We start from the raw sequence: 22,099 nt of genomic DNA, 5'->3' as shown, positions 1-22,099 counted from the left end.
CCGTCCTCATTTGCGTCTGCCAGTCATGCAGGAGCGCAGATTGCCATGCAACGGTTGTCCGCCCCAGCCTGCCCCTTGGTTGGAACGGCCGGGTCAAGTTCACTCGGCCGCAGTCACTTCCGGCGCTTCCGATTTTCTGACGTTGCACGCGGCGAATTTGAATTCTGGGATTTTGCCGTACGGGTCGATTGCGGGGTTTGTGAGGGTGTTGGCGGCGGCTTCGACATAGGCGAAGGGGACGAAGACCATGTCGGTGGCGATCGCGCGGTCTGCGCGGGCCATGATGTCGATGCTGCCGCGGCGGGTTTGCAGGGTGATCATGTCGCCGGGCGCGACGCCGAGCCTGCGCAGGGTGGCCGGGTGCAGCGAGGCGTTGGCTTCGGGTTCGACCGCGTCCAGCACGCTGGCGCGCCGGGTCATCGAGCCGGTGTGCCAATGTTCCAGCTGCCGCCCCGTGGTCATGATCATCGGATAGTCGTCGTCCGGGGCCTCGTCAGGTGCGATCACCTTGGCCGGGGTGAACCGGGCGCGGCCCTCGGGGCGCGGGAAACCGTCGCCGAACACCACCGCCTGACCCGGGTCTTCGGGGCTGAGGCTGGGATAGGTCACGGCCTGGGTTTCCAGCCGCTGCCAGGTGATGTTGTCCAGGCTGCGCATGTTTTGCGCCATTTCGGTATAGATCTCGCCGGGGTGGGTGAAGGTCCAGTTCAGCCCCAGGCGCCTGGCCAGTTCGACCTCGATCCACCAATCCTCGCGCGCCTGTCCCGGTGGACTGACGGCGGGGCGTACCATCTGCACCTGCCGGTTGGTGTTGGACACGGTGCCGGTCTTTTCATACAGCGTCGAGGCCGGCAGCAGCACGTCGGCGTAATTCGCCGTCTCGGTCAGAAAGATATCCTGCACCACCAGATGCTCGAGCTTGGCGAACGCCTCGCGGGCGTGGTCCACATCCGGGTCCGACATCGCCGGGTTCTCGCCCAGGATATACATCGCTTTAGTGTGCCCGGCATGGATGTCGTCGACGATCTCGGTGACGGTCAGCCCCTTTTCATTGCTGAAGTCGCCGCTGCCCCAGACATCGGTAAACGCGCGGCGGACCCCGTCGTCGGTGACACTCTGGTAGTCGGGCAGAAACATCGGGATCAGGCCGGCATCGCTCGCCCCCTGCACGTTGTTCTGGCCGCGCAGCGGATGCAATCCGGTGCCGGGGCGGCCGATATGGCCACACATCAGCGCCAGGCTGATCAGACAGCGGGAATTGTCGGTGCCATGGATATGCTGCGACACCCCCATGCCCCAGAAGATCATCGCCGATTTTGCCCCGGCAAAGGTACGGGCCACGTCGCGCAGCACCTGCGCGTCGATGCCACAGACCGGTGCCATCGCCTCGGGGGTAAAATCGGCCAGATGCGCCTTTTCCGCTTCCCAGTTCTCGGTATAGGCGTCGATATATTGCTGGTCATACAGCCCTTCGGTGACGATCACGTTCATGATCGCGTTCAGCATCGCCACATCCGCGCCGGGGCGGAATTGCAGCATGTGCGATGCAAACCGGCGCAGGCCCACCCCGCGCGGATCCATCACGATCAGCTTGCCGCCGCGCTTGGTGAACTGTTTGAAATAGGTCGCCGCAACCGGATGGTTCTCGACCGGGTTGGCCCCGATCACGATCGCCACATCGGCATTTTCGATCTCGTTGAAAGTCGCCGTCACCCCGCCCGAACCGACATTCTCGATCAGCGCAAACACCGAGCTGGCGTGGCACAGCCGGGTGCAGTGATCGACATTGTTATGCCCGAACCCCTCGCGGATCAGGCGCTGGAACAGATAGGCCTCTTCGTTGGTGCATTTGGCGCTGCCGAACCCGGCCACCGCCCGCCCGCCATGGGCCTGGGCCAGCCGGGTCATGCCACCGGCGGCAAAATCCAGCGCCTCTTCCCAGCTCGCCTCGCGGAAATGGGTCGACAGGTCGCCCGGATCCACGTTCAGACCCTTGGGCGGCGCATCCGCACGCCGGATCATCGGCCTGGTCAGCCGGTGCGGGTGGTGGATGTAATCATAGCCGAACCGGCCCTTGACGCAGAGCCGGCCTTCGTTGGCGGGGCCGTTGATGCCTTCGACATATTTGATCCGGCCGTCCTTGACCTTGAGGCTGACCTGACAGCCGACGCCGCAGAACGGGCAGACGCTGTTGACCGCCTCGTCGTAATCGGCGCTGTCGCCGACCTGGTCCGCATCGACCACGCTGGCGGGCATCAACGCGCCGGTCGGGCAGGCCTGAACGCATTCGCCGCAGGCCACACAGGTGCTTTGCCCCATCGGGTCGGCAAAATCAAACGTCGGCCAGGCATCGTGACCCCGGCCCGACATGCCGATCACGTCATTGACCTGAACTTCGCGGCAGGCGCGCACGCACAGCCCGCACTGGATGCAGGCATCCAGGTTGACCGACATCGCCACGTGGCTGTCATCCAACAGCGGAATCCGCCCCTCTTCCAGCTTGGGAAAGCGGCTGGTCTGCACCCCGTTCAGCGCCGCCATGTCCCACAGATGGCTGGATTTGTCATGCGCCACCGCCGGTTCCGGCTGATCCGCCACCAGCAGTTCCATCACCATCTTGCGGGCGTTTTTGGCCCGCGCCGTGGCGGTCTTGACCACCATGCCGGGGGCCGGTTCGCGGATACAGCTGGCGGCCAGCACCCGCTCGCCTTCGATCTCGACCATGCAGGCGCGGCAATTGCCGTCCGGGCGATAGCCGGGGGCCGGTTTGTGGCACAGGTGCGGGATCGTGAGACCGCGCCCGTTGGCGACTTCCCAGATCGTCAGGCCCGCCTCGGCGGTGACCTCTGCGCCATCCAGGGTAAAGGTGACTGTCTCGCTCATGGCTCAGACCTCGTCGGCAAAATGTTTCATCGTCAGCAGGATCGGATTGGGCGCCGCCTGCCCCAGCCCGCAGATGCTGGCATCGACCATCACCGCGCAAAGCTCGTCCAGCAACGGTTTGTCCCAGGTGTCGGCCTGCATCAGCTTGACCGCCTTTTCGCAGCCCGCCCGGCAGGGGGTGCATTGGCCACAGCTCTCGTCCTCAAAGAACCGCAACATGTTCAGCGCCGCGTCCCGCGCCCGATCCCGGTCGGACAGGATCACGATCGCGGCCGAGCCGATAAAGCTGCCATGCGGTTGCAGCGTGTCGAAATCCATCGGGATGTCATCCATGCTGGCCGGCAGCAGCCCCGCCGACGGCCCGCCCGGCTGATAGGCCTTGAACACATGACCCTCGGCCATACCACCCGCCGCCGCGATGATGTCGATGATGGTCGACCCCGCCGGCAGCAGGTGCACCCCCGGATTGCGCACCCGGCCAGAAACCGAAAACGACCGCAGACCCTTGCGCCCGTTCTTCTCGGTGCCGCCCAGAACATCGGGGCCCTCGCGGCAGATCCGCGCCACCCAATGCAGCGTTTCCACGTTATGCACCAGCGTCGGCCGACCGAAGATCCCCACCTGCGCCACAAACGGCGGGCGATGGCGCGGCATGCCGCGCTTGCCCTCGATGCTTTCGATCATCGCGCTTTCTTCGCCGCAGATATAAGCCCCGGCACCGCGGCGCAGGTCGATATACCCTGCCGGCACCAGCCCGGCGGCTTCCAGCGCGGCGATCTCCTGGGCCAGGATCGCCAGCACGGCGGGATATTCGTCGCGCATGTAGATAAAGCATGTTTCCGCCTGCACCGCCCAGGCCGCGATCAGCATGCCCTCAAGGAACAGATGCGGAGTGCGTTCCAGGTAATAGCGGTCCTTGAAGGTGCCCGGCTCGCCCTCGTCCCCGTTGACCGCCAGGTAACGCGGCCCGGCCTCGGCGCGCACAAAGGACCATTTCTTGCCCGACGGAAACCCGGCTCCGCCCAGGCCCCGCAACCCCGAGGACAGCACCCGCTCCTGCACCGCATCCGGCGTCTCGCTGCCCGCGCGCAGGGTTTGCAACTGCTCATAGCCGCCGCCCGCGCGATAAGCCGCCAGGTCCTCGTAATCAGGCACATGGGCATGGGTATCGTCTGCCGCGATCGCCGCCGCGACCTTGTCCGGCGTGGCACAATCGATGTGGTTGTGGCCGATCTCCAGCACCGGCGCCGTGTCGCAACGCCCCATGCAGGGCGCGCGCAACACCCGCACCTGCGCCGGATCCAGCCCGTCCTGCAACGCCGCGCGCAGCTGCTGCGCCCCGGCCAGCTCGCACGACAGGCTGTCGCAAACCCGGATCGTCAGCGCCGGAGGCGGCGCCTCGCCTTCCTTGACCACATCGAAATGCGCGTAAAACGTCGCCACCTCATAGATCTCGGCCTGGCTCAGCCGCATCTCCTCGGCCAGCGCCCGAAGATGCCCCGCGCTCAGATGGCCATACCGGTCCTGAATCAGATGCAGATGCTCAATCAGCAAATCCCGCCGCCGGGGCAAATCCCCCAACAAATCCCGAACCGCCTCAAGCGCATCGTCCTCGTACTGACGACCCTTCGGAAAAACACGACCACGCCCGCGACCACTCTTCCATATGCCGGGTTTCGCGTTCGATACGTTCATCTGCCACACTCCGTTTGTCTAAGCACATGTTTCAGAATTTCTTCATCGCATCAAATCGCGATTTTTGAACGCATCATATGATTTGCTTATAATGAATACCCAAGACCCTCTTACAGAGACCGTCGGACTGCCTTGCGAAACGCCGCAATAACCGGTGGGACCGGGTTCTGCTCCTTGATAAGCAAGCCTATGGCTTGGGTAAGGGCCGGTTCGATCAACTCCAGTTTGACCGAAGCCTGCGCTGAAAAATACGTTTCGGCAACGATTCTCGGCGCAATGGTGGCGGCATTCCCTCTCGCCACCTGGACCAGAACGGCGGTGAATCCATTGGCTTCCATCACTACGGTCGGACTGGCGCCGATGCGGCGAAACACATCATCGACAAATTGACGGTTTCGCATATCCGGCGTCAGCAGACAAAGCGGCAGTTGCGCCGCTTCCGCCCAGGTCGCCTGACCCGATTGCCGTGGCGCCAAATGGTCTGGCGCAATCAGCACATAGCTTTCATCATAAAGGCGTTCGATATTGTTCGGGCCCGCACCCTGAACATAGGTGATGCCCGCGTCCAGCGAATAGTCATTCAGACGGATCTCGATCTGCCGGGAAGACAGCGATTGCAGTTCAAGCGACAAATCCGGATGGGCAGCGCGCAGATGCGACGAGACCAACGCGGCGAAAGGCAAGGCTGTCGGAATAGTTCCGACCACGAGTTTGCCGCTCATGTTGTTTCGCAGCGCATCGATCTCCTGCCGCATTCCTTCTGCATCGTTGAGCAGCCGACGCGCCCATTTCAGGACCACTTCACCCTCGCGGGTGAAGCCAAGAAACTTGTTCCCACGCCGGACCAGCGGTATGGAAAATTCATGTTCCATCTTGCGAATACGGGCCGAGAACGCGGGTTGAGAAATACCGCAATCGTCCGCAGCCCGCGAAAAATGTTTGTGATGCGCCAGGGAAACCAGAAGCTTCAGGTCGCGGATCTCGGACATTGCCTCTCCTGAATGGTCCCACGTCAAAAGGCCTCAAGCGAGCCCATTTGGCCCGCAGGCTAAGTTCCGCAGTCAGACAGTTCCAGAGAAATCGCACATTCGCCCAAGGCGCGCAACATGGCACGACGCGCGCGCAAGACCGAAAAACAAGATCAGGGAAAGTAACTCCGCACAAGTGCGCTGGCAATCAGGCTCCAACCATCGGCGACGACGAAGAAGGCCAGCTTGAACGGTAGCGAAACGATTGCGGGAGGGACCATCATCATGCCCATCGACATCAGAACTGCGGCCACAACGAGATCGATGATCAGAAATGGCAGAAAAACCAGAAACCCGATCTGAAATGCACGGGCGATTTCGGACAGCAGGAAACTGGGCACCAGAACCGACAGGGGGGCGTCGGGGCCGGACCGGATCGATTCAGCGTCAGGCCGCAGCTCGGCCATCGCCCCGAATGTGTCCGGATCCAGCCGAGCGGCCATGAAAACGCGGAACGGCTCGAGGCTGAGCCCTATAGCGGTTTCAATATCGATTTCCTCGTTCATTAGGGGCCGTATTCCTGTTTCCCAGGCCTGCGTGAACACGGGCTCCATCACAAAATACGTCAGGAACAGGGCCAGGCTGACAATCAGCATGTTTGGTGGCGATTGCTGCAGGCCGATGGCCTGGCGCAGAATAGCCAGAACCGTCACAAGAAAGGGGAAACAGGTGATCATGATCGCAAGCCCCGGGGCAATGCTGAGCACCGTGATCAGAATAATCAGCTGAATCGACCGCGCAGAGATCGAACCATCATCCCCCAGAGACAGCGTCATTTCCTGCGCAATGCCCGCGTGTGGCAAGGCTGCGGCACCAACGGCAATCGCCAGCGTTACTGCGATCCGATGTCCTGATCTCATCCGAGGCCGTTCTGAAAATCTGCGATTTCAGTCAGCCTGACCGCGAGTTGCCCGGCTTGGTCACCGCTCAGTTCCTCCAGTTGACCGCGCGCGACGAGGCGATCACCGACAAACAGTTCAACCGGATCCTCGACCCGCTTGTCCAGCGTCAGGACCGCGTTTTCACCAAGATTGACAAGATCCCGGATCAGTGGGCGAGCCTTGCCGACGGACACCGTAATTTCGATCGGGACGGAAACGAACGGATTGGGTTGCTCGTGTGCAGCCGCACCAGTTTCGGATTGCTTATCCATGGACAGTCGCCTTTGTTGTGTCGAAGAAGAATGCGTCGATTGAACTGCGCAGGTTTGTAAGAAGCTGACCGCAATCGATCTCGCGTTCTCGGTCGCCGACTTTCAACCAGACCTGACCCGGTCCCATGTCTTCACTCTCGACAATCTCCACCTGCATCGAAAGATTGCGCTGTAGGGCCGGCTGAATTGCATTTGCCGCCCCTGGCGGCACCAGCAGCGAGACCGGCTGGGCGACCTGCCCCATGGCCATTTCACAGCATTGCTCGACGATCTGTTCTCCGACGCTTTGCATGAGCGCCTCGGGCAGCACTGTCTCGACAAGGCCACGAAAGACGGGCTCGACAGCGGTCATCATCTGCACCAAGGCCTCTTGATAGGTAAAGGACAGATCCTCGAGGTTATTACCCAAGGCACCCGTGATCCGCGCCTGATCGCTGGCCTGAGCCCGGATCGCATCGTCCCACCCCGCAGTATACCCTTGCTCGAAAGATGCCAGCCGAAGATCTTCCAGGCCGTCCTCGCTCATGAGCTGCAAGGGCTCAATAGCATTGTCCGGGACACTGAAATCTTCGAGCAAATGCGATATCGTCATCATGCATTCTCCTCATTTTCTTCGAGCCAGCTTCGCAAAATTTCCACAGTTTCCTCTTGACGTTCACCGATCATGGAACGAAGGCGTTCAACCGGTGAAGGCCCGTCATCCGAGAGCGCCGCAACGCCCGTGCCCGCGGCCCCCCCCCGTGAATCCAATCTGGCAGTGGATGTGTATTCGCCTGATTCGTCAGCGATTTCACCGGTCAGCACCGGCCCCGACTGCGCTGACAACTCCGCGCCGTTTCCGGACAGCGCCCCCGTATCCGGTGCCGGCAGGGCAACTGGCTTGGACAGGATCGGACGGACAACGAACAGACCTAGAATCATCGCCACGACAGCCAGCGCCGCCATCTGGATCAGCGACATCACATCCAGGTTCAGGCTCTGGAAAAAGGTCGGACCTGCCGCTGTTCCGAGCGGGGCGATGGAAGGCAGCTCCATGGATTTCATGGTGATCACGTCACCCACGTTCGGCATCGAACCCGACGGCCGACGCGACAAGGTCGTGCAACGCCGAAAGTTCCTCTTCAGGGCGCTCCAGAAATGTCGGGACACCACCCTCTGTGGGTGTGCTCAGCCCGTTCACGAGGACCGCGACAGTCAGCCGTTTGATTGCTCCGGGCACGCGGGTAATCTCGAGCTCTGTCTGAGAGACTTCATAGTTGATCCGCTCTCGAACCTCGCTGGCCTTTGCTTGCGAGCCCTCGCCTTCTGCGGCGTCGCCATCCGGCAAATTCGAGGCAACTGTAACGTCGCCTCCGGCAGCATTCTTGGACGAATCGGTACGCTCTTCGGTGTCGGTGCTGATTGCGACCCGGCCTTCTGGGTCGAACCGGCGTTCGCGAATGGATTCTGTCTGGGTCACGATGTCGACACTGACTTCGACCACGGCATTGCCCGCGCCCACCCGCGCTTCGACCAACCGCAAAATACGCTCTTTCAGCATTTGCGCCCGGTCATCGGCCGTGCTGGGTCCAGCAGCGGGATCGGACGGACCAACCAAGCTGCCGTTTGCATCGATAACGGCAACGTTCTCGACCGTTAGCCCGGCCACGGCCGAAGAAATCAGAAACCGTAACGCATTTGCCTGTGTCGGCGTGATAGGGGCACCCGCTGGCACGATGGAAACCGATGCCGTGGGTTCGACACTGCGTTGGAACGGGCTGGATCCATTGTTGGCGATATGAACCCGTGCCTGCGCGACATGCGCACTGGCGACAATCGTGCGCGCCAACTCGCCTTCTTTTGCACGCCAATAGGCCGCATCAAACATCTGCGAGGTCGTTCCAAACCCGGTCAGAGAATCCAGCAGCTCGTATCCACGACCTCCGTTGGCGGGCAATCCCTCGCTCGCCAAGGTCATGCGCAGCTCGTCACGCTGATTCGCCGGGACATAGATCGATCCGCCGCGCACATCAAAAACCGTTCCGCGCTGTTCCAGCGCACGTATGACTTCGCCCGCCGACCCGTTTTCCAGCCCGGCGTATAAAAGCTTCATGGTAGGGGTCGCTGCCATTCGCGACATGACGACAAGGGTCGCAAGCATCGCCAGTGCCGCCAAAACGATCACCAGCTGTTTGCGCCTGTCCAGTCCGACCCACACGGTTTTGATCTGCTGCACGATGTTCTCCGAATTGCCGACGTTCTGCCAACGTTCCGCCATGTTTGGTCGATTGGCCTTAACAATCGGTTAGTTCCTGCAGGGTTATGAAGATCTCGAACGAAACGATGGGATCCGCCATGTCCGATGCTGTAGCCGACGCTCCGATAGAACCGTCCAAGTCCAAAAAACTAAACATGATTTTGGCCCTGGTCCTGGCTTCGATTGGGGCTGGTGGGGGGTTCTACGCGGTGTCTTCAGGCATGTTTTCGTCTCATGGCAATACGGACGATAAATCCGGGCCGGCCCAGCATGTCGAAATGTTGCCAGCTATCGCATTTGTCGAGATCGAACCGATTCTGATCTCACTAAGCGGTGGCCAGCATGTTCAACACCTGCGCTTCCGTGCCCAGCTCGAAGTCGCCGAAGCATATCAAGCTGATGTTGAACATATTCTTCCTCGAATCGTCGATGTTCTCAACAGCTATCTCAGGGCGCTGGACTTAGAAGATCTCGAGGACCCTCTGGCCCTGACCCGCTTGCGTGCTCAGATGCTGCGCCGCGTACAGGTTGTGGCAGGTGCCGGGCGTGTGCGTGATTTGCTGATCATGGAATTTGTACTGAATTAGGAGGCAATTATGGAACTGATTGCGGATATACTCATGGTTGCCGGCGCCCTTGGCGCAGGGTTCTATTGTTTTATTCTGGCGCGGCGCCTGAACCGGTTTAATAACCTTGAGAAAGGTGTCGGTGGCGCGGTAGCGGTCTTGTCCGCACAGGTTGATGACCTGAACAGCACCTTGATTGCTGCACGCGATGCAGCAGACAATTCAAACGCGTCTTTGACAAATCTGACGGTTCGTGCCGAATCGGTGGCTGCCAGGCTGGAACTGTTGATGGCATCGATGCACGATATTCCAGAAGCCGAAGACCCCAAACCAGAAGCCGAAACGGCGAAACCGGTTGAAGCAAAGCCGAAGCAGCAGACCGCACCCACAACCGCTGGTCCCATGTTCATGCGCCATGAGCGCACGAACCAAGGAATCGCGCAATGATCCCACAACCAGCTATAGTGAAGAAGGCGAAGGTGCGCGGCAGTGCGCTCTTGGTGATTTCTATACTGATGATCAGTTCGGCCGCACTGCGAATTGGATTGCAGGCGGGACCTGCCTTCGCACGGGAGTCCGCTCCAGAAGGCGCTAATGATGCATCGCAGACACAGCCCGATGCCTCGATCGCGCCCGCTCCAGCCGAACTTCAGGCTCTGCTTACTGCTTTCCAGCAAAGAGAGGCCATCCTGAAGTCCCGCGAACAACAAATCGAGGACAGGATGAAAGCCCTTGAAATCGCTGAGCAAGCGATCAACGAGCGGCTCGCCGCTCTTCAGGGTGCAGAACAGCGATTGTCGGCCACGCTTTCGCTTGCCGACAGCGCGTCCGAAGACGACCTTTCGACACTGACCGACGTGTACGAGAAAATGAAACCCAAACAATCGGCGGCCCTGTTTGAGGAAATGGATCCACAGTTTGCGGCCGGCTTTTTGGCACGCATGCGACCCGATGCAGCGGCCGGAATCATGGCGGGCCTCAGCCCGATGGCCGCCTATTCGATCAGCGTCGTGCTGGCCGGACGAAATGCAACTGTCCCTACCGACTGAATCCGCCAACAGACTCAATGTTTGTTAAGGCGAACGCGCCAGACTGCCACAAACTCAAATTACACGGAGTCGGAGAATGATCGGTATAATCGGCATTGTCACAATATTCGGGATGGTGTTCGGGGGCTATTTGCTGGCCGGCGGCAAGATGGCCATTATCCTGAAAACCTTGCCGTTTGAAATGATCATGATTGGCGGCGCCGCAACTGGCGCGTTCCTGATCAGCAACGACATGGCGGCGATCAAACACACTGCCAAGGATATCGGAAAGGTTTTCAAGGGACCTAAATGGAAACCCGAAGACTATCGCGACCTTCTGTGTTTATTGTTTGCCCTGATACGAATCGCGCGCCAAAATCCCGTCGAGGCCGAGCAGCACATTGAAGACCCCGACACATCGTCACTGTTTTCCAAATATCCAAAAATTCAAAGCGACCAGGAAGCAGTCAATCTGATCTGCGATACCATGCGCTCAGCTGCAATGAACTATGACGATCCGCACCAGGTCGAAGAAGTTCTGGACAAGCGAATGGATGTCACGCTCCATCATGCCCTGCACTCCAGCCATGCATTGCAAACCGTGGCGGACGGACTTCCGGCGCTGGGTATCGTTGCAGCCGTTCTGGGCGTAATCAAGACGATGGGATCGATCGACCAACCCCCCGAAGTTCTCGGAAAACTCATTGGTGGCGCCTTGGTGGGGACTTTTCTCGGGGTTTTCCTCGCCTACGGTTTGGTGGGACCCTTTGCCGCCAAAGTCAAAGCAGTTGTTGAAGAGGACAGCCATTTCTATCTGCTGATACGCGAAGTATTGATCGCAAACCTTCACAATCACGCAGCGGCCATCTGCATTGAGGTCGGGCGCCAGAATACTCCGCTACATTATCGTCCCAAATTTTCTGAGCTTGAAGAGGCTCTGAAGGCTGTCAAACAGGACGCCGCATGAAGATTGCATTTTCCATTTTCATGCTTCTGGCCGTGCAAGCAACGATGGCGACCTCTCAATCAATCTCTGTGCGTTCAGGAGAACACGATACCTTTACCCGCCTGGTGATGCGTGTCCCGTCCTCTGTGAAATGGTCGATTGAGCAGATTGGTCGAGAAGCGTCGGTACGTCTTTCCATGCCAGACGCCAAATTCAACACACGTCAGGTTTTCCAGCGCATCCGCAGAACGCGGCTCGCCGACCTGAGCCAACCAGAAAATGAAGGCGGTGTTTTAAATCTTGAGCTGGCGTGCGATTGCAGTGTGGTTGGCTTTAACCACTCTAGCACAATGCTGGTTGTGGACATTAAAGACGAAACCAAGGCCAATGCAGAGCCAAAAGCACGGTCGTTTCAGCTGGGCGAGTATATATATCAATTCGGCACTTCGCCAAGTTTTCAGGGTTTCCAGGGCCTGAAACTGCCCGTCACCATTGGGAAACCCAACTTAGTAGACCCGTCAGCCAAAACAGACATGCAAGTAGCCAGGCCCGAAAAGCGCCGGACCATCAAACCCGGAGTGAACATTTCAGAGCAGCGACTTCTGGAACAGATCGGGCGCGCCGCCGATCAAGGCTTGCTTGCCCCACTACAACCCGTGCCCCCGGTGCCTGAAAGAAAGAAATCAGAAACTGATCCTACGCCGTTACAAACCCAACCCGTTCCGGATCGCCCATCCGTCAATATCGCTGCCGTAACGGTAATTGACCGAGACATGTCCCGCGTCTCGGATGCGTTGACACGAATGGAACAAAACCGAGAATGCCTGCCTTCAGGTCTGTTCGCACTCCAGGACTGGGGCGGGGACGAAGAGTTCTCGATCCGGATCGGCAAGCTGCGAACCGATCTTTACAAGGAATTTGATCGCCTCGACCCGGTAACTGCGGCAAATCTTGCAAAGACCTATCTGCACTATGGCTTTGGCGCCGAGGCGCGTGAGGCAGTTCTTCTGGCACCGGACAAAATAGAGAACGCCGAAGTGATGTTGGCTCTGGCCGATGTTCTGGACAACCACAAAAGACTGACGAACCTGCCTTTTTCCGGGCAACAGAATTGTGACAATGATGCCGCCATGTGGGCCGTCCTGTCGCGTCCAGATCTGGCCTGGGACGCTAATACAGAGGCAGTTGCGCAGACCTTTGCGCGTTTACCCCTGCACTTGAGGACTCATCTGGGCCCTCGGCTAAGTCGTATTTTTGCTGCTGTGGACGAATTGGAATTGGCCGCAACACTGCTGCGTAAAATCAATCTTGCCGAAGACGAGCCCGGACCTGATCAGGAATTTGCGACTGCGGCAATTCAAAAATCACGGGGCGAGGCAGAAATCGCTGCAGAAAAAATGACCGAGGTTCTCGAAACCGATTCAGAATTTTCTCCCCAAGCCCTGGTGGAACTTGTGGATACTCATTGGCGCAAACGCATGCCGATTCCTGCGGATCTGCCTCTTTTGGCTGCAGCCTATGCGGCCGAATACCGCAAAACTGACCTAGGACCGGATTTGCGGCGGTCCCATTCCATTGCGCTCGGCCTGTCGAACGCCTTTGACCCCGCATTTGAGGCCTACGCCGATTTGACGAGGCGCGACGGTCCAACAAGCGCAAGGCAGGCATTGCCACCATTGCTGTACCTTCTCGTCGAAAACGCTGACGATGTAACCTTTCTAAAACATGGGTTGTCTCTGGCCAGCGACCCCGCAACCGATATTCCCACCGACCTTGAGGATAAAATGGCACGTCGAATGCTGGACCTTGGTTTTGCCGAACCGGCCATGTCGCTGCTGTCCGCGTCAGGTGCCCAACCTGCACGCCCCGAGAGAAAATTGATGCGAGCTGAAGCCGCACTCGCGATGAGCCTGCCCCATCGAGCCCTCGTGGAACTGCTCAGCGTGGCGGGACCCGAGGCGGCGCGCCTCCGGGCCGAGGCGATGGCACGGAATGGCGATCATCAACTTGCCGGACAAGTTCTTATGGAGGCGGACATGGCTGGCGATGCAACGCGCGGATTCTGGTTGGGCGAAGACTGGGGCACCATCAGTGAAAACCAGGATTCGCTCTATGGAAAAATGGCCAACGTATCTCTGCAGCTAAGAGACGAATCCCCAGGGACTCTACCCGAGACTCCCTTGGCCGAGGCGCGTGCTCTCCTGGATGACAGTCAAATCACCCGAGCGCGGATTGATGAACTGCTCAATTACACTGGCAAAGAAATAGAATAGTGGATCGGGGGCCTACCGTTTGCCTGAACATCAGGGATCCAAAATTTCTCGATACCCGCCAGCCTGATAACCGAATCTCAACCGGCCACGCCTAACGTCGCTGAAACCTAGAAACAGGGTTTGGAACCGGCAGAATGCCTTACAGATCGAACACCTATCCTCGGGCCAACCGGCGCTCCAAGAGTGCCACGTTCAGCACCCTGTTGACGATTCTTTTCATTGCATCCCATTTTGCCTTCGGCGGCATTCCGGCGTCCGCCTCGATGGACGGGGGCACCATGTCGCACCTGTGCGATCGTGCAGCCCGGGCGGCGGCACAGGCCCGCGACGTTCCTTACGATGTTTTACGCGCGATTTCGCGGGCTGAAACCGGACGTGGGGGCAAGGGTGGATTGCGCCCGTGGCCCTGGACCGTGAACATGGAAGGTACCGGTAAGTGGTTCAATTCCGAAGATGAGGCGCGGGCCTATGTGTTCAAACACTTCAAACGCGGCGCACGAAGCTTTGATGTCGGTTGTTTCCAAGTCAACTACAAGTGGCACGGGACCGCTTTTCGATCGATAGACGAAATGTTCGATCCGATGTTGAATGCGGATTACGCCGCGCGCTTCCTGCGCGGCCTCTACGATGAATTCGGTGACTGGTCAGCGGCGGCGGGTGCATACCATTCACGCACCCCAACTTACGCCCGATCCTACTCCGCCCGATTTGACAAAATCCGCGGCTTGATGAGTGGCGACAGTGACATTGCTGTTTTGCCCTCCAAAGCGGCCGGCCAAGCAAATGATCGCCCGGGCGGCGGAATCCTTGCATTCCGTACACCTTCACCGTTGCTGAGGCAGGGTTCAAAGCGGCTGGGTTCGCTGGTTCCGGTTCAGCCGAGGGACAGCGGCACGTCAACAGCCTTTGTCCTGCTGAACTGAGGAAGCGAAATGCCGAGACTCACCATTCGAGAGATCTTCAGTCCAACCGTCCTGCTGGCGCTCGCACTCATGGCGGTCATTGTCATGATGATCTTACCGATGCCTTCGTGGGTGCTGGACATGGGGTTGGCTGCATCATTTGGCCTCGCGATCCTGATTTTCACAGTCACCCTGTTCATCGAGCGCCCACTGGATTTCTCCGCCTTTCCAACAATCCTTCTAGCGTCCTTGATGTTGCGCCTGTCACTGAACGTTTCCTCGACAAAACTAATCATCGGGCAGGGCCACACAGGCCCAAACGCGGCTGGCGATGTCATCGAGGGCTTCGCCCAATTCGTTATGGGCGGTAGTGTTTTTCTAGGCTTGGTAGTTTTTGGCGTTCTTCTGATCGTGAATTTCATGGTAATCACGAAGGGCGCTGCACGCATGGCGGAAGTCGGGGCCCGGTTCGCTTTGGACGGGATGCCCGGCAAACAGATGGCGATCGACAGCGACATGTCGGCAGGTGCCATAGATCACACTCAGGCCAAGGAACGCCGCGAGACGGAACAACAGGAAACCACGTTCTTTGGCTCGCTGGACGGAGCGTCAAAATTCGTAAAAGGTGACGCAGTCGCTGGATTGCTGATCACCCTTCTCAACCTCATCGTGGGGCTGGTGATGGGGGTTGTCGTCCACGAGATGCCTCTCAGTGCAGCCTTTGAAACCTATGCCATCCTCACCGTAGGCGACGGTCTGGTGACACAGATTCCCGCCGTCATCATCTCGATCGCGTCGGCCCTGCTGCTGGCGCGTGGCGGAACCCGCGGCGCAACCGATCTGGCCCTGTTGGATCAACTGGGCAAGTATCCGGCCGCCCTGGCCACGGTGGCGGTGCTGATGGCGATGTTCGGCCTGGTGCCCGGATTACCGCTGCTGCCTTTCATGCTGGGTGGCGCAGTGTTGGGATCCGCCGCATATATGATGAAGAAGCGCAGCGTTGCTACTGCCGATATCCCGGACGCGGAACAGACCAACATTCCCGTTCGCAAGGCGTTGGGAGACGTTCTGGATCTCGATGATGTGCACCTGGAATTTGCACCCGATCTGGTCAGCATGATCCTGGACCCCGGCACGGGCCTAGATGCCAGAATCGCCAACATGCGGACCCATGTGGCAACGGTGTTCGGATTGATCCTGCCCGATATCCGTCTGACGGACCAACCGGAATTGCAGACAGGAACCTATATTATCCGCGTTCAGGGAGTCGAGCAGGTCCGCGGTACGCTGCACCCGGACCTCGTGCTGGCACTGATGCCCGAAAACCAAGAGTCGCTGCCATCCGGAACCGATGTTACGGAACCGGTCTATGGCGCGCCTGCCCGTTGGATCACCCCCCGAGATCAGGAATCCGCTGCCCTTGTCGGTGCGACGATCGTCACACCTCCGGAAATCCTGGCGACGCATCTTCTGGAGATGATCAAGCAGAATTTCGCGCGCCTTCTGACGTTAAAATCGCTGCGCAGGCTGCTGTCGGAAATGACCCAGCTGTCGGACCCCGGCAGAGCCGAAGCCAACCGCAAACTTCTGGATGAGCTGATTCCCGACAAGGTGCCGATCGACACGCTGCACAGCGTTCTGCGTCTGCTTCTGGAAGAACGGGTCTCGATCCGCAACATGCCGCTGATACTTGAATCGATCGCCGAAGCCCGTTTGACGACGACACAACCCGAAAGCATATGCGAACATGTGCGCCAGCGCATGGGGTTCCAACTTATTTCAGAGTTGAAACGCCAGGACGGCAGCATCCCGCTGGTCCAGCTGGCACCGGAATGGGAAGACACATTCGCGACCTATCAGATCGAAACCAAACAAGGCGGCTTTGACATCGCTTTGCCGCCAGATCTGTTCAACCGGCTCGCGGATGGCGTCTCGGAAAGACTGAACCAAACGGCTCAACAAGGACTGTACCCCGCTGTCGTCACCTCGACCCGACGCCGCCGCTTTCTACGCACCATCCTGCGGGCGCGGGGCATTCCGAATCCAGTATTATCCTTCGAAGAAATCGGCCTCGAGGCGCGACCGGCGCTGGTAGGGATGGTCGCGGCATGATTGCCCTGCCACAGGATGTCCTGTCGCTGCTGTCGGCCGGTCTGTGGCATGGCATCACTGTATTCTTGCGCGTTTCCGCGCTGGTTTCGGTCATGCCCGCATTTGGTGAGCGGGCTGTTCCGATGCGGGTAAAGCTGGGCGTGGCCATTGCCTTCAGTCTTATCATCCTGCCTGCGGTTCCCACCCTCGCGCCTCCCACGTCTCCGCTGGCATTTTCGACATTTGCCATCACCGAAGTGATCGTCGGACTGGCCTTGGGGATTGGTATCCGGCTGTTTGTTCTGGCCCTTCAGACAGCCGGATCGATGGCTGCACAATCGACTTCTCTGTCCCAGATCCTTGGCGGAGCGGCGGTCGAACCGATTCCGGCGATGGGATATGTTCTGGTCGTGGGCGGTCTGGCGTTGGCAGTCATGGCCGGCTTGCATGTCCGCGCGGCCGAATTGATGATCTATTCCTATCAGGTATTTCCAGCCGGTGGCTTTCCGTCCGGGCGAGAGCTATCAAGCTGGGGCGTTGGACGCGTTGCCAGTGCCTTTTCTTTGGCCTTTCTGCTCGCGGCACCTTTTGTCGTAACATCCGTTCTCTACAACCTCACTCTGGGCGTCATCAATCGGGCAATGCCCCAACTGATGGTCGCCTTTGTCGGTGCGCCGGTCATAACCTTGGGCGGCATGGTTCTGTTGTTCCTCTGCGCGCCCTACATTCTAACGGTCTGGACCGACGCGATGATGTCCTTTCTGCAAGATCCCATGGCACCGCCAAGATGAGTGAGGGCGCACAGGACGAATCTGAAAAGTCCCATGAGGCGACACCTCAAAAGCTTCTGAAAGCCCGAGAAAAGGGTGAAGTTGCCAAATCCACAGACCTTTCAGTTGCGGCATCCTATGGCGGATTGCTGCTGGCGGCCCTGGCAGCCGGAGCCGAATCCGTGCGCCAGCTGGGAACGACCCTCACGGTGTTACTGGACCAACCCGAATCCCTGTCGGATCTAATCTTGACCGGTCCCGCCAGCGCGCCGGTCGGAGCGTTGTTGAATGCCGTGGCCAGATCGCTTGCTCCATGGTTCGTTATTCCAGCGCTGGCGGTGTTGCTCTCCATTCTGGCGCAGCGCGCCTTTGTCGTGGCCCCGTCAAAGATCCAGCCAAAGCTGTCGCGGATCTCTCTGATTTCCAACGCCAAGAACAAGTTCGGGCGCTCTGGCTTGTTCGAATTTGCCAAGAGCTTTGTCAAACTGCTGCTCTATTCGATCTGCCTGGGGCTGTTCCTGAAAATTCGCCTCCCCGATGTTGTTGCCCTGATCGGATCCAGCCCGATGCTGGTAGCGTCGCAACTGGCCCGGATGTGCATCGAGTTTCTCTTTCTTGTATTGCTGATCGCCACTGTGATTGGCGGAATTGACGCCGTTTGGCAGCACAAGGAACATCTGCGCAAAAACATGATGTCCCGCAAGGAGGTCACCGACGAGTCCAAGGAGGCCGAGGGCGATCCCCATTTCAAACAGAAGCGCCGCCAGCGGGGGCAAGAGATTGCGATGAACCAGATGATGGCCGAAGTTCCAAATGCCGATGTCATTGTTGTCAACCCGACACACTACGCAGTCGCGTTGAAATGGAGCCGCACGCCCGGCGCGGCGCCGATCTGCGTCGCCAAGGGCGTCGACGAAATCGCCGCCTCGATCCGAAATGCCGCCAACCTGGCCGGCGTCCCGATCCACCACGACCCCCCAACAGCACGAGCCCTGCACGCCACGGTCGAGCTGGGTCAGGAAATTCTGGAAGAACAATATCTCGCGGTGGCGGCCGCAATACGGTTTGCGGAACGCATGCGCAAACGCGCCAAAGGACAAGTCTGATGAAACTGGACAAGCTGGACCAAATGACCAAGGTCACCGAAGTCCTCTATCTGAACGAACTCGGAAAGGTGCAGGAAATCCTGGCCGAAGAGGCGCGGCTGCGCGGAGAACTGGCCCGATTGCAGGACCAGTCACAAGAAGCGCAACGTCAGTTATCCGATGATCTTCCGATGCGCTCGCTTGGTGCCGATCTGCTGTGGCAGGGCTGGTTGAACCGAACCCAGCGGCAACTCAACATCGAATTATCGCAGGTAATGGCAAAGAAGCTCGTAGCGATCGGAACAGTGCGTAAAGCCTTTGGCCGCCAAAACGCTGTGCAGTGCATGTATGATCGGTCTCAGGCAGGTTTGAAAACCCGGGAACGGGAACGGGCACTGGAGGCGTTGCTCACCGGTTCTCTTATGCCGTGAAACAAAATGGACCGCATCCGCGATCTGACCCCAGCACTGTGAAACGCCGGATTGGATGGAATTGCCCTAAGCTTGGACGCCGTTTGATTTCTACTGTATAATGGCCTGCGCTCTGCTGAGAGCGCCGATGGTGCCAGTACAATGGCGACCGGATCGGTGGTGACACGGGTCCGGCAGTTCTCCTGAGCAGGTTGCCATAGGCCGAAAGATTTATGACCGACCGGGAATCGATGCAAATTGGCCGGGAACGCATTTAAATTATTTCGTATCTTTCCCTGTCTTCCAAAGCAATAATCTCAAGAAAATCCAAGCCGTTTGGCGGATCTGCCGATGCCAGCGCCGGTTGCGGCCCAAAGCACGAAAAATGCCAAGTCAAACCTATGCGCAAGGTCAAACCGGTGGGTATGGGATAGCGGGGTCGCTGGCAATCATTTGATGGTAACTATGGTGTTTCACAATCCCAAAAGCCGTTTACCATGTGGAGTTCCCCCGGTTTCGTGGACGGTTACGGGCTTAGAGATTCCAGCCCCTCAGCGGCGATTTCACAAACGGCCGAGATGCCTGTGCGGACATCAATTGTCTTGACGGGCGATGTCCGTGATCAGCACATCGATAGCATATTCACCTAGATTCTTTTGGGCGACCTCCCTAAGAGAGCGACGCAAAACGTCAAGCGTGTCCGGCTTGATAAACGCTCCGTCAAACCCCCCAATATTGGAATGGTCAAACAGCACCCGCAGAAAGGAATCGCGCAGCTTTGGTTCGCGCTCACGGACCCGGTCATTCATTCCCGCCTCGACTTCAATGCTCAGGGAGACAACGACCAGCGACGCGACCCGTTCGTTTCGAATGATCGGAACGACGAACTGATTGTTCAGCTTGACGAACTCGCTGCTCGCGACATCCACAGGCTCGGCTCGATCCTCCGCGATCTTTTCCACCTGTGGCGCATCTTGGGTCTTGGAGTCGTCGGACGGCGCCATGAACATCCCGGCCCCGACACCCGCGCCGATACCCAAAAGCAGAAAGACGAGCGGAATGAGTTTTGACAACATCAAATATCCTCAGAACGGCAATACGGTGTCGAGTATTTGCTGCCCATAGCGTGGCTGCTGCACATCCGTGATCTGTCCACGCCCGCCATAGGAAACACGCGCCGATGCGATTTTGTCATAGGTGACCTCGTTCTGGCGCGAGATGTCCTCAGGACGCACGTAACCCGTAACCAACAATTCGCGCAGTTCGAAATTGACCCGCAACTCCTGCGAGCCCGAGATTGCGAGCACCCCGTTTGGCAGGACATCAACAATGGTGACCGCCACGCGCAGGGTAAGCTTTTCATTGCGCTTGACCGATCCTTTCCCAGAACTGGAACTTTTCGACCCCAGATCGACCGCATCCGCCATCGATGCTCCGGCAGGAAGCTTGTCGTCGATCCGTTGTGGCAATCCGAAGAATTCAGGCAGCTCCATGCTTTCCGAACCGCTGCGTGATCTGGCGGTGTCGTTGGATATTTCAGCCTCTTCATCGATTTCGATAACAACCGTCAGGATATCGCCCTTGGTCATCGCACGGCGATCGCCCAGCAGTGACTGGCGCGTACCGCTCCACAACGAGGATTGGTCGACAGTACGCTGCGGTTGGGTCTGCATCGGCAGACCCGGCATCAACATTGCCACATGTTCCGACGTCTCGGTGTTCGAGCTGAACGTCGGCGGTTTGCCCAAGTGGTCCAACCGACCACACGCCGAAAGGGCGAGCGTCCCGGCCAATGACAGGGTGATTGTGGAACGGATGTATTTCATCATCTTACCTCGATGGAGCCGTCACTTAGAATGCGGCCGCTGATTGTTGTACGCGAGGACATGTTCATGGCGCGAATGGTTTCGCCAACCGCACCGCGGCCAAGGGAACGACCTTCGGTCACAATGCGCAATCCGCCCTGGATAAACACCAGAGAAATCAAGTCATTGCGACTGACAATGGCGGGCGGGCCGACATCTCCGGGTCGAACCGGGCGGCCAGGATACAGCGCCACCCGGGCCTCAAATCCAATCAGATCGCGCGCGTCCGAAAGAGCCCCGGTGTCGTCGGACTCCTTCGTAGCCAGGTCCTCTGCCGCAATGATTTCCTTGGCACGTATGGTTCGGATCGGTACCAGGATATCAGCATACAACTCGGTCGTGGCGGCCAGGATCAAGGCAATGGTCAGCAAACGTTTCATCAGCGCACCTGCGTCGTGGCGCTCATCATTTGATCGACGGCCGAAATCACCTTGGCGTTCATTTCATAGCCACGCTGCGCTTCGATCAGTTCGGTGACCTCACGTACAGCATCAACCGAACTGGCCTCCAGATATCCCTGTCGCAAGGTTCCCAGCCCATCCTCACCCGGTGTGGCGACCAGAGCCGGACCAGACGCTTCGGTTTCCACGAACAGGTTGCTGCCGATCGCCTCCAGACCCTTTGCATTGGTGAAATCCGCCAGCGTGAACTCCCCCAGCAACTGACCTTCTGCGGTATCGTCGAAATAGGCCCAGACTTCACCCGCCGAATTGATTGAAATGCTGCGTGCATCTGTGGGGATGACAATTTCGGGTTCAACCGCATGGCCGTCCGAGGTCACAATCAACCCTTCGGCAGAGCGCTTTAGGCTACCGTCGCGAGTGTAGGCCGACTGGCCCGATGGCAACGTCAGTTCCAGATAGCCCTTGCCCTCGATGGCGACATCCAGATCGTTGCCGGTTTCGCCCAGTGCACCCTGCGCGAGATTGACCGTGACCGAACTCGGGCGAACACCCAGGCCCAGCTGAACACCGGTCGGCAATACCGTACCGTCCGAAGCGCTGACCGTGCCTGCGCGACTAACCTGCTGATAATGCAGATCCGAAAACTCGGCCCGCCGGGCGTTATACCCGGTCGTGTTCATGTTCGCCAGGTTGTTGGAAATCGTCTCGACGCGCATTTGCTGCGCACTCATCCCGGTGGCTGCTATCTTCAGGGCACGCATAGG

General features: G+C 58.7%; 20 protein-coding genes and 1 pseudogene. 10 read left to right on the top strand and 11 right to left on the bottom strand.

What is annotated here, in order from left to right; translation table 11 throughout:
- Nucleotides 1-99 precede the first annotated feature (99 nt).
- The 7 genes and pseudogenes from fdhF to fliF all read right to left on the bottom strand — a co-directional run bounded on the left by fdhF (nt 100) and on the right by fliF (nt 9,016).
- Nucleotides 100-2,883, bottom strand: coding sequence for a formate dehydrogenase subunit alpha (gene fdhF, locus NANH_RS0114655; RefSeq protein WP_027262726.1), 2,784 nt, complete (start codon nt 2,881-2,883; stop codon nt 100-102).
- Between the two features lie 3 nt (nt 2,884-2,886).
- Entirely contained in the window at nt 2,887-4,578 is a 1,692-nt protein-coding gene (locus NANH_RS0114650; RefSeq protein ID WP_027262725.1) for an NAD(P)H-dependent oxidoreductase subunit E, read from the bottom strand.
- Between the two features lie 110 nt (nt 4,579-4,688).
- Nucleotides 4,689-5,567, bottom strand: a complete 879-nt coding sequence (locus tag NANH_RS0114645) for a LysR family transcriptional regulator (RefSeq protein ID WP_027262724.1) — start codon at nt 5,565-5,567, stop codon at nt 4,689-4,691.
- Between the two features lie 152 nt (nt 5,568-5,719).
- Nucleotides 5,720-6,466, bottom strand: coding sequence for a flagellar type III secretion system pore protein FliP (gene fliP / locus NANH_RS0114640; protein WP_027262723.1), 747 nt, complete (start codon nt 6,464-6,466; stop codon nt 5,720-5,722).
- Entirely contained in the window at nt 6,463-6,759 is a 297-nt protein-coding gene (locus tag NANH_RS0114635; protein WP_027262722.1) for a FliM/FliN family flagellar motor switch protein, read from the bottom strand. The genes fliP and NANH_RS0114635 overlap by 4 nt, the downstream gene beginning before the upstream one ends.
- A complete protein-coding gene (locus NANH_RS0114630; protein ID WP_051372429.1) occupies nt 6,752-7,354 on the bottom strand; it encodes a hypothetical protein in 603 nt (200 codons plus the stop codon). The genes NANH_RS0114635 and NANH_RS0114630 overlap by 8 nt, the downstream gene beginning before the upstream one ends.
- A pseudogene (gene fliF, locus NANH_RS26265) lies at nt 7,351-9,016 on the bottom strand (flagellar basal-body MS-ring/collar protein FliF). The gene NANH_RS0114630 and the pseudogene fliF overlap by 4 nt, the downstream one beginning before the upstream one ends.
- 77 nt (nt 9,017-9,093) lie before the next feature.
- Here fliF and NANH_RS0114620 point away from each other — a divergent pair.
- From NANH_RS0114620 to NANH_RS26260, 10 genes are all read left to right on the top strand, one after another.
- A complete protein-coding gene (locus NANH_RS0114620; protein ID WP_027262720.1) occupies nt 9,094-9,582 on the top strand; it encodes a flagellar basal body-associated FliL family protein in 489 nt (162 codons plus the stop codon).
- 9 nt (nt 9,583-9,591) lie between these two features.
- On the top strand, nt 9,592-10,008 hold the full coding sequence (locus tag NANH_RS0114615; protein ID WP_027262719.1) for a hypothetical protein: 417 nt from the start codon (nt 9,592-9,594) through the stop codon (nt 10,006-10,008).
- Nucleotides 10,005-10,610, top strand: a complete 606-nt coding sequence (locus NANH_RS0114610; RefSeq protein WP_027262718.1) for a MotE family protein — start codon at nt 10,005-10,007, stop codon at nt 10,608-10,610. Before NANH_RS0114615 ends, NANH_RS0114610 begins: the two co-directional genes overlap by 4 nt.
- A 76-nt stretch (nt 10,611-10,686) precedes the next feature.
- Nucleotides 10,687-11,556 (top strand): flagellar motor stator protein MotA, encoded by an 870-nt coding sequence (motA, locus tag NANH_RS0114605; protein WP_027262717.1) that lies wholly within the window; start codon nt 10,687-10,689, stop codon nt 11,554-11,556.
- Nucleotides 11,553-13,808 carry a hypothetical protein gene (locus NANH_RS0114600; RefSeq protein ID WP_027262716.1) on the top strand — a complete coding sequence of 752 codons (2,256 nt, stop codon included), beginning with the start codon at nt 11,553-11,555 and terminating at the stop codon, nt 13,806-13,808. The genes motA and NANH_RS0114600 overlap by 4 nt, the downstream gene beginning before the upstream one ends.
- A gap of 203 nt (nt 13,809-14,011) precedes the next feature.
- Nucleotides 14,012-14,731 (top strand): transglycosylase SLT domain-containing protein, encoded by a 720-nt coding sequence (locus NANH_RS0114595; protein ID WP_245601458.1) that lies wholly within the window; start codon nt 14,012-14,014, stop codon nt 14,729-14,731.
- 9 nt (nt 14,732-14,740) lie between these two features.
- Nucleotides 14,741-16,822, top strand: coding sequence for a flagellar biosynthesis protein FlhA (flhA, locus tag NANH_RS0114590; RefSeq protein WP_027262714.1), 2,082 nt, complete (start codon nt 14,741-14,743; stop codon nt 16,820-16,822).
- Nucleotides 16,819-17,592 (top strand): flagellar biosynthetic protein FliR, encoded by a 774-nt coding sequence (locus tag NANH_RS0114585; RefSeq protein ID WP_027262713.1) that lies wholly within the window; start codon nt 16,819-16,821, stop codon nt 17,590-17,592. Before flhA ends, NANH_RS0114585 begins: the two co-directional genes overlap by 4 nt.
- Complete coding sequence (locus NANH_RS0114580; protein WP_027262712.1) at nt 17,589-18,677, top strand: EscU/YscU/HrcU family type III secretion system export apparatus switch protein; 1,089 nt, start codon at nt 17,589-17,591, stop codon at nt 18,675-18,677. The genes NANH_RS0114585 and NANH_RS0114580 overlap by 4 nt, the downstream gene beginning before the upstream one ends.
- A complete protein-coding gene (locus tag NANH_RS26260) occupies nt 18,677-19,087 on the top strand; it encodes a hypothetical protein (protein WP_051372427.1) in 411 nt (136 codons plus the stop codon). Before NANH_RS0114580 ends, NANH_RS26260 begins: the two co-directional genes overlap by 1 nt.
- Before the next feature lie 572 nt (nt 19,088-19,659).
- Here the strand turns inward: NANH_RS26260 and NANH_RS0114570 are convergent.
- Genes NANH_RS0114570 through flgG form a run of 4 tightly spaced genes read right to left on the bottom strand, consistent with a single transcriptional unit; the run spans nt 19,660 to nt 22,096 of the window.
- Nucleotides 19,660-20,142, bottom strand: a complete 483-nt coding sequence (locus NANH_RS0114570) for a flagellar basal body-associated FliL family protein (protein ID WP_027262711.1) — start codon at nt 20,140-20,142, stop codon at nt 19,660-19,662.
- A gap of 9 nt (nt 20,143-20,151) precedes the next feature.
- Nucleotides 20,152-20,892 (bottom strand): flagellar basal body L-ring protein FlgH, encoded by a 741-nt coding sequence (gene flgH, locus NANH_RS0114565; RefSeq protein ID WP_051372633.1) that lies wholly within the window; start codon nt 20,890-20,892, stop codon nt 20,152-20,154.
- Nucleotides 20,892-21,311, bottom strand: coding sequence for a flagellar basal body P-ring formation chaperone FlgA (gene flgA, locus NANH_RS0114560; protein WP_027262709.1), 420 nt, complete (start codon nt 21,309-21,311; stop codon nt 20,892-20,894). The genes flgH and flgA overlap by 1 nt, the downstream gene beginning before the upstream one ends.
- Nucleotides 21,311-22,096 (bottom strand): flagellar basal-body rod protein FlgG, encoded by a 786-nt coding sequence (flgG, locus tag NANH_RS0114555; protein ID WP_027262708.1) that lies wholly within the window; start codon nt 22,094-22,096, stop codon nt 21,311-21,313. The genes flgA and flgG overlap by 1 nt, the downstream gene beginning before the upstream one ends.
- Nucleotides 22,097-22,099 lie beyond the last annotated feature (3 nt).

This window comes from Sedimentitalea nanhaiensis DSM 24252 (genome assembly GCF_000473225.1).
GTDB classification, from domain to species: Bacteria; Pseudomonadota; Alphaproteobacteria; order Rhodobacterales; family Rhodobacteraceae; genus Sedimentitalea; species Sedimentitalea nanhaiensis.
This window is presented reverse-complemented; position numbering and strand designations above follow the sequence as displayed.

Bases quoted from the DNA above. Each gene is read 5' to 3' on its own strand.
- fliP (WP_027262723.1), bottom strand. From the start codon at position 6,466: ATGAGATCAGGACATCGGATCGCAGTAACGCTGGCGATTGCCGTTGGT.
- NANH_RS0114610 (WP_027262718.1), top strand. From the start codon at position 10,005: ATGATCCCACAACCAGCTATAGTGAAGAAGGCGAAGGTGCGCGGCAGT.
- motA (WP_027262717.1), top strand. From the start codon at position 10,687: ATGATCGGTATAATCGGCATTGTCACAATATTCGGGATGGTGTTCGGG.
- NANH_RS0114645 (WP_027262724.1), bottom strand. From the start codon at position 5,567: ATGTCCGAGATCCGCGACCTGAAGCTTCTGGTTTCCCTGGCGCATCAC.
- fdhF (WP_027262726.1), bottom strand. From the start codon at position 2,883: ATGAGCGAGACAGTCACCTTTACCCTGGATGGCGCAGAGGTCACCGCC.
- NANH_RS0114600 (WP_027262716.1), top strand. From the start codon at position 11,553: ATGAAGATTGCATTTTCCATTTTCATGCTTCTGGCCGTGCAAGCAACG.
- NANH_RS26260 (WP_051372427.1), top strand. From the start codon at position 18,677: ATGAAACTGGACAAGCTGGACCAAATGACCAAGGTCACCGAAGTCCTC.
- flhA (WP_027262714.1), top strand. From the start codon at position 14,741: ATGCCGAGACTCACCATTCGAGAGATCTTCAGTCCAACCGTCCTGCTG.
- flgH (WP_051372633.1), bottom strand. From the start codon at position 20,892: ATGAAATACATCCGTTCCACAATCACCCTGTCATTGGCCGGGACGCTC.
- flgA (WP_027262709.1), bottom strand. From the start codon at position 21,311: ATGAAACGTTTGCTGACCATTGCCTTGATCCTGGCCGCCACGACCGAG.
- NANH_RS0114570 (WP_027262711.1), bottom strand. From the start codon at position 20,142: ATGTTGTCAAAACTCATTCCGCTCGTCTTTCTGCTTTTGGGTATCGGC.
- NANH_RS0114585 (WP_027262713.1), top strand. From the start codon at position 16,819: ATGATTGCCCTGCCACAGGATGTCCTGTCGCTGCTGTCGGCCGGTCTG.
- NANH_RS0114635 (WP_027262722.1), bottom strand. From the start codon at position 6,759: ATGGATAAGCAATCCGAAACTGGTGCGGCTGCACACGAGCAACCCAAT.
- NANH_RS0114615 (WP_027262719.1), top strand. From the start codon at position 9,592: ATGGAACTGATTGCGGATATACTCATGGTTGCCGGCGCCCTTGGCGCA.
- NANH_RS0114580 (WP_027262712.1), top strand. From the start codon at position 17,589: ATGAGTGAGGGCGCACAGGACGAATCTGAAAAGTCCCATGAGGCGACA.
- NANH_RS0114650 (WP_027262725.1), bottom strand. From the start codon at position 4,578: ATGAACGTATCGAACGCGAAACCCGGCATATGGAAGAGTGGTCGCGGG.
- NANH_RS0114630 (WP_051372429.1), bottom strand. From the start codon at position 7,354: ATGATGACGATATCGCATTTGCTCGAAGATTTCAGTGTCCCGGACAAT.
- flgG (WP_027262708.1), bottom strand. From the start codon at position 22,096: ATGCGTGCCCTGAAGATAGCAGCCACCGGGATGAGTGCGCAGCAAATG.
- NANH_RS0114620 (WP_027262720.1), top strand. From the start codon at position 9,094: ATGTCCGATGCTGTAGCCGACGCTCCGATAGAACCGTCCAAGTCCAAA.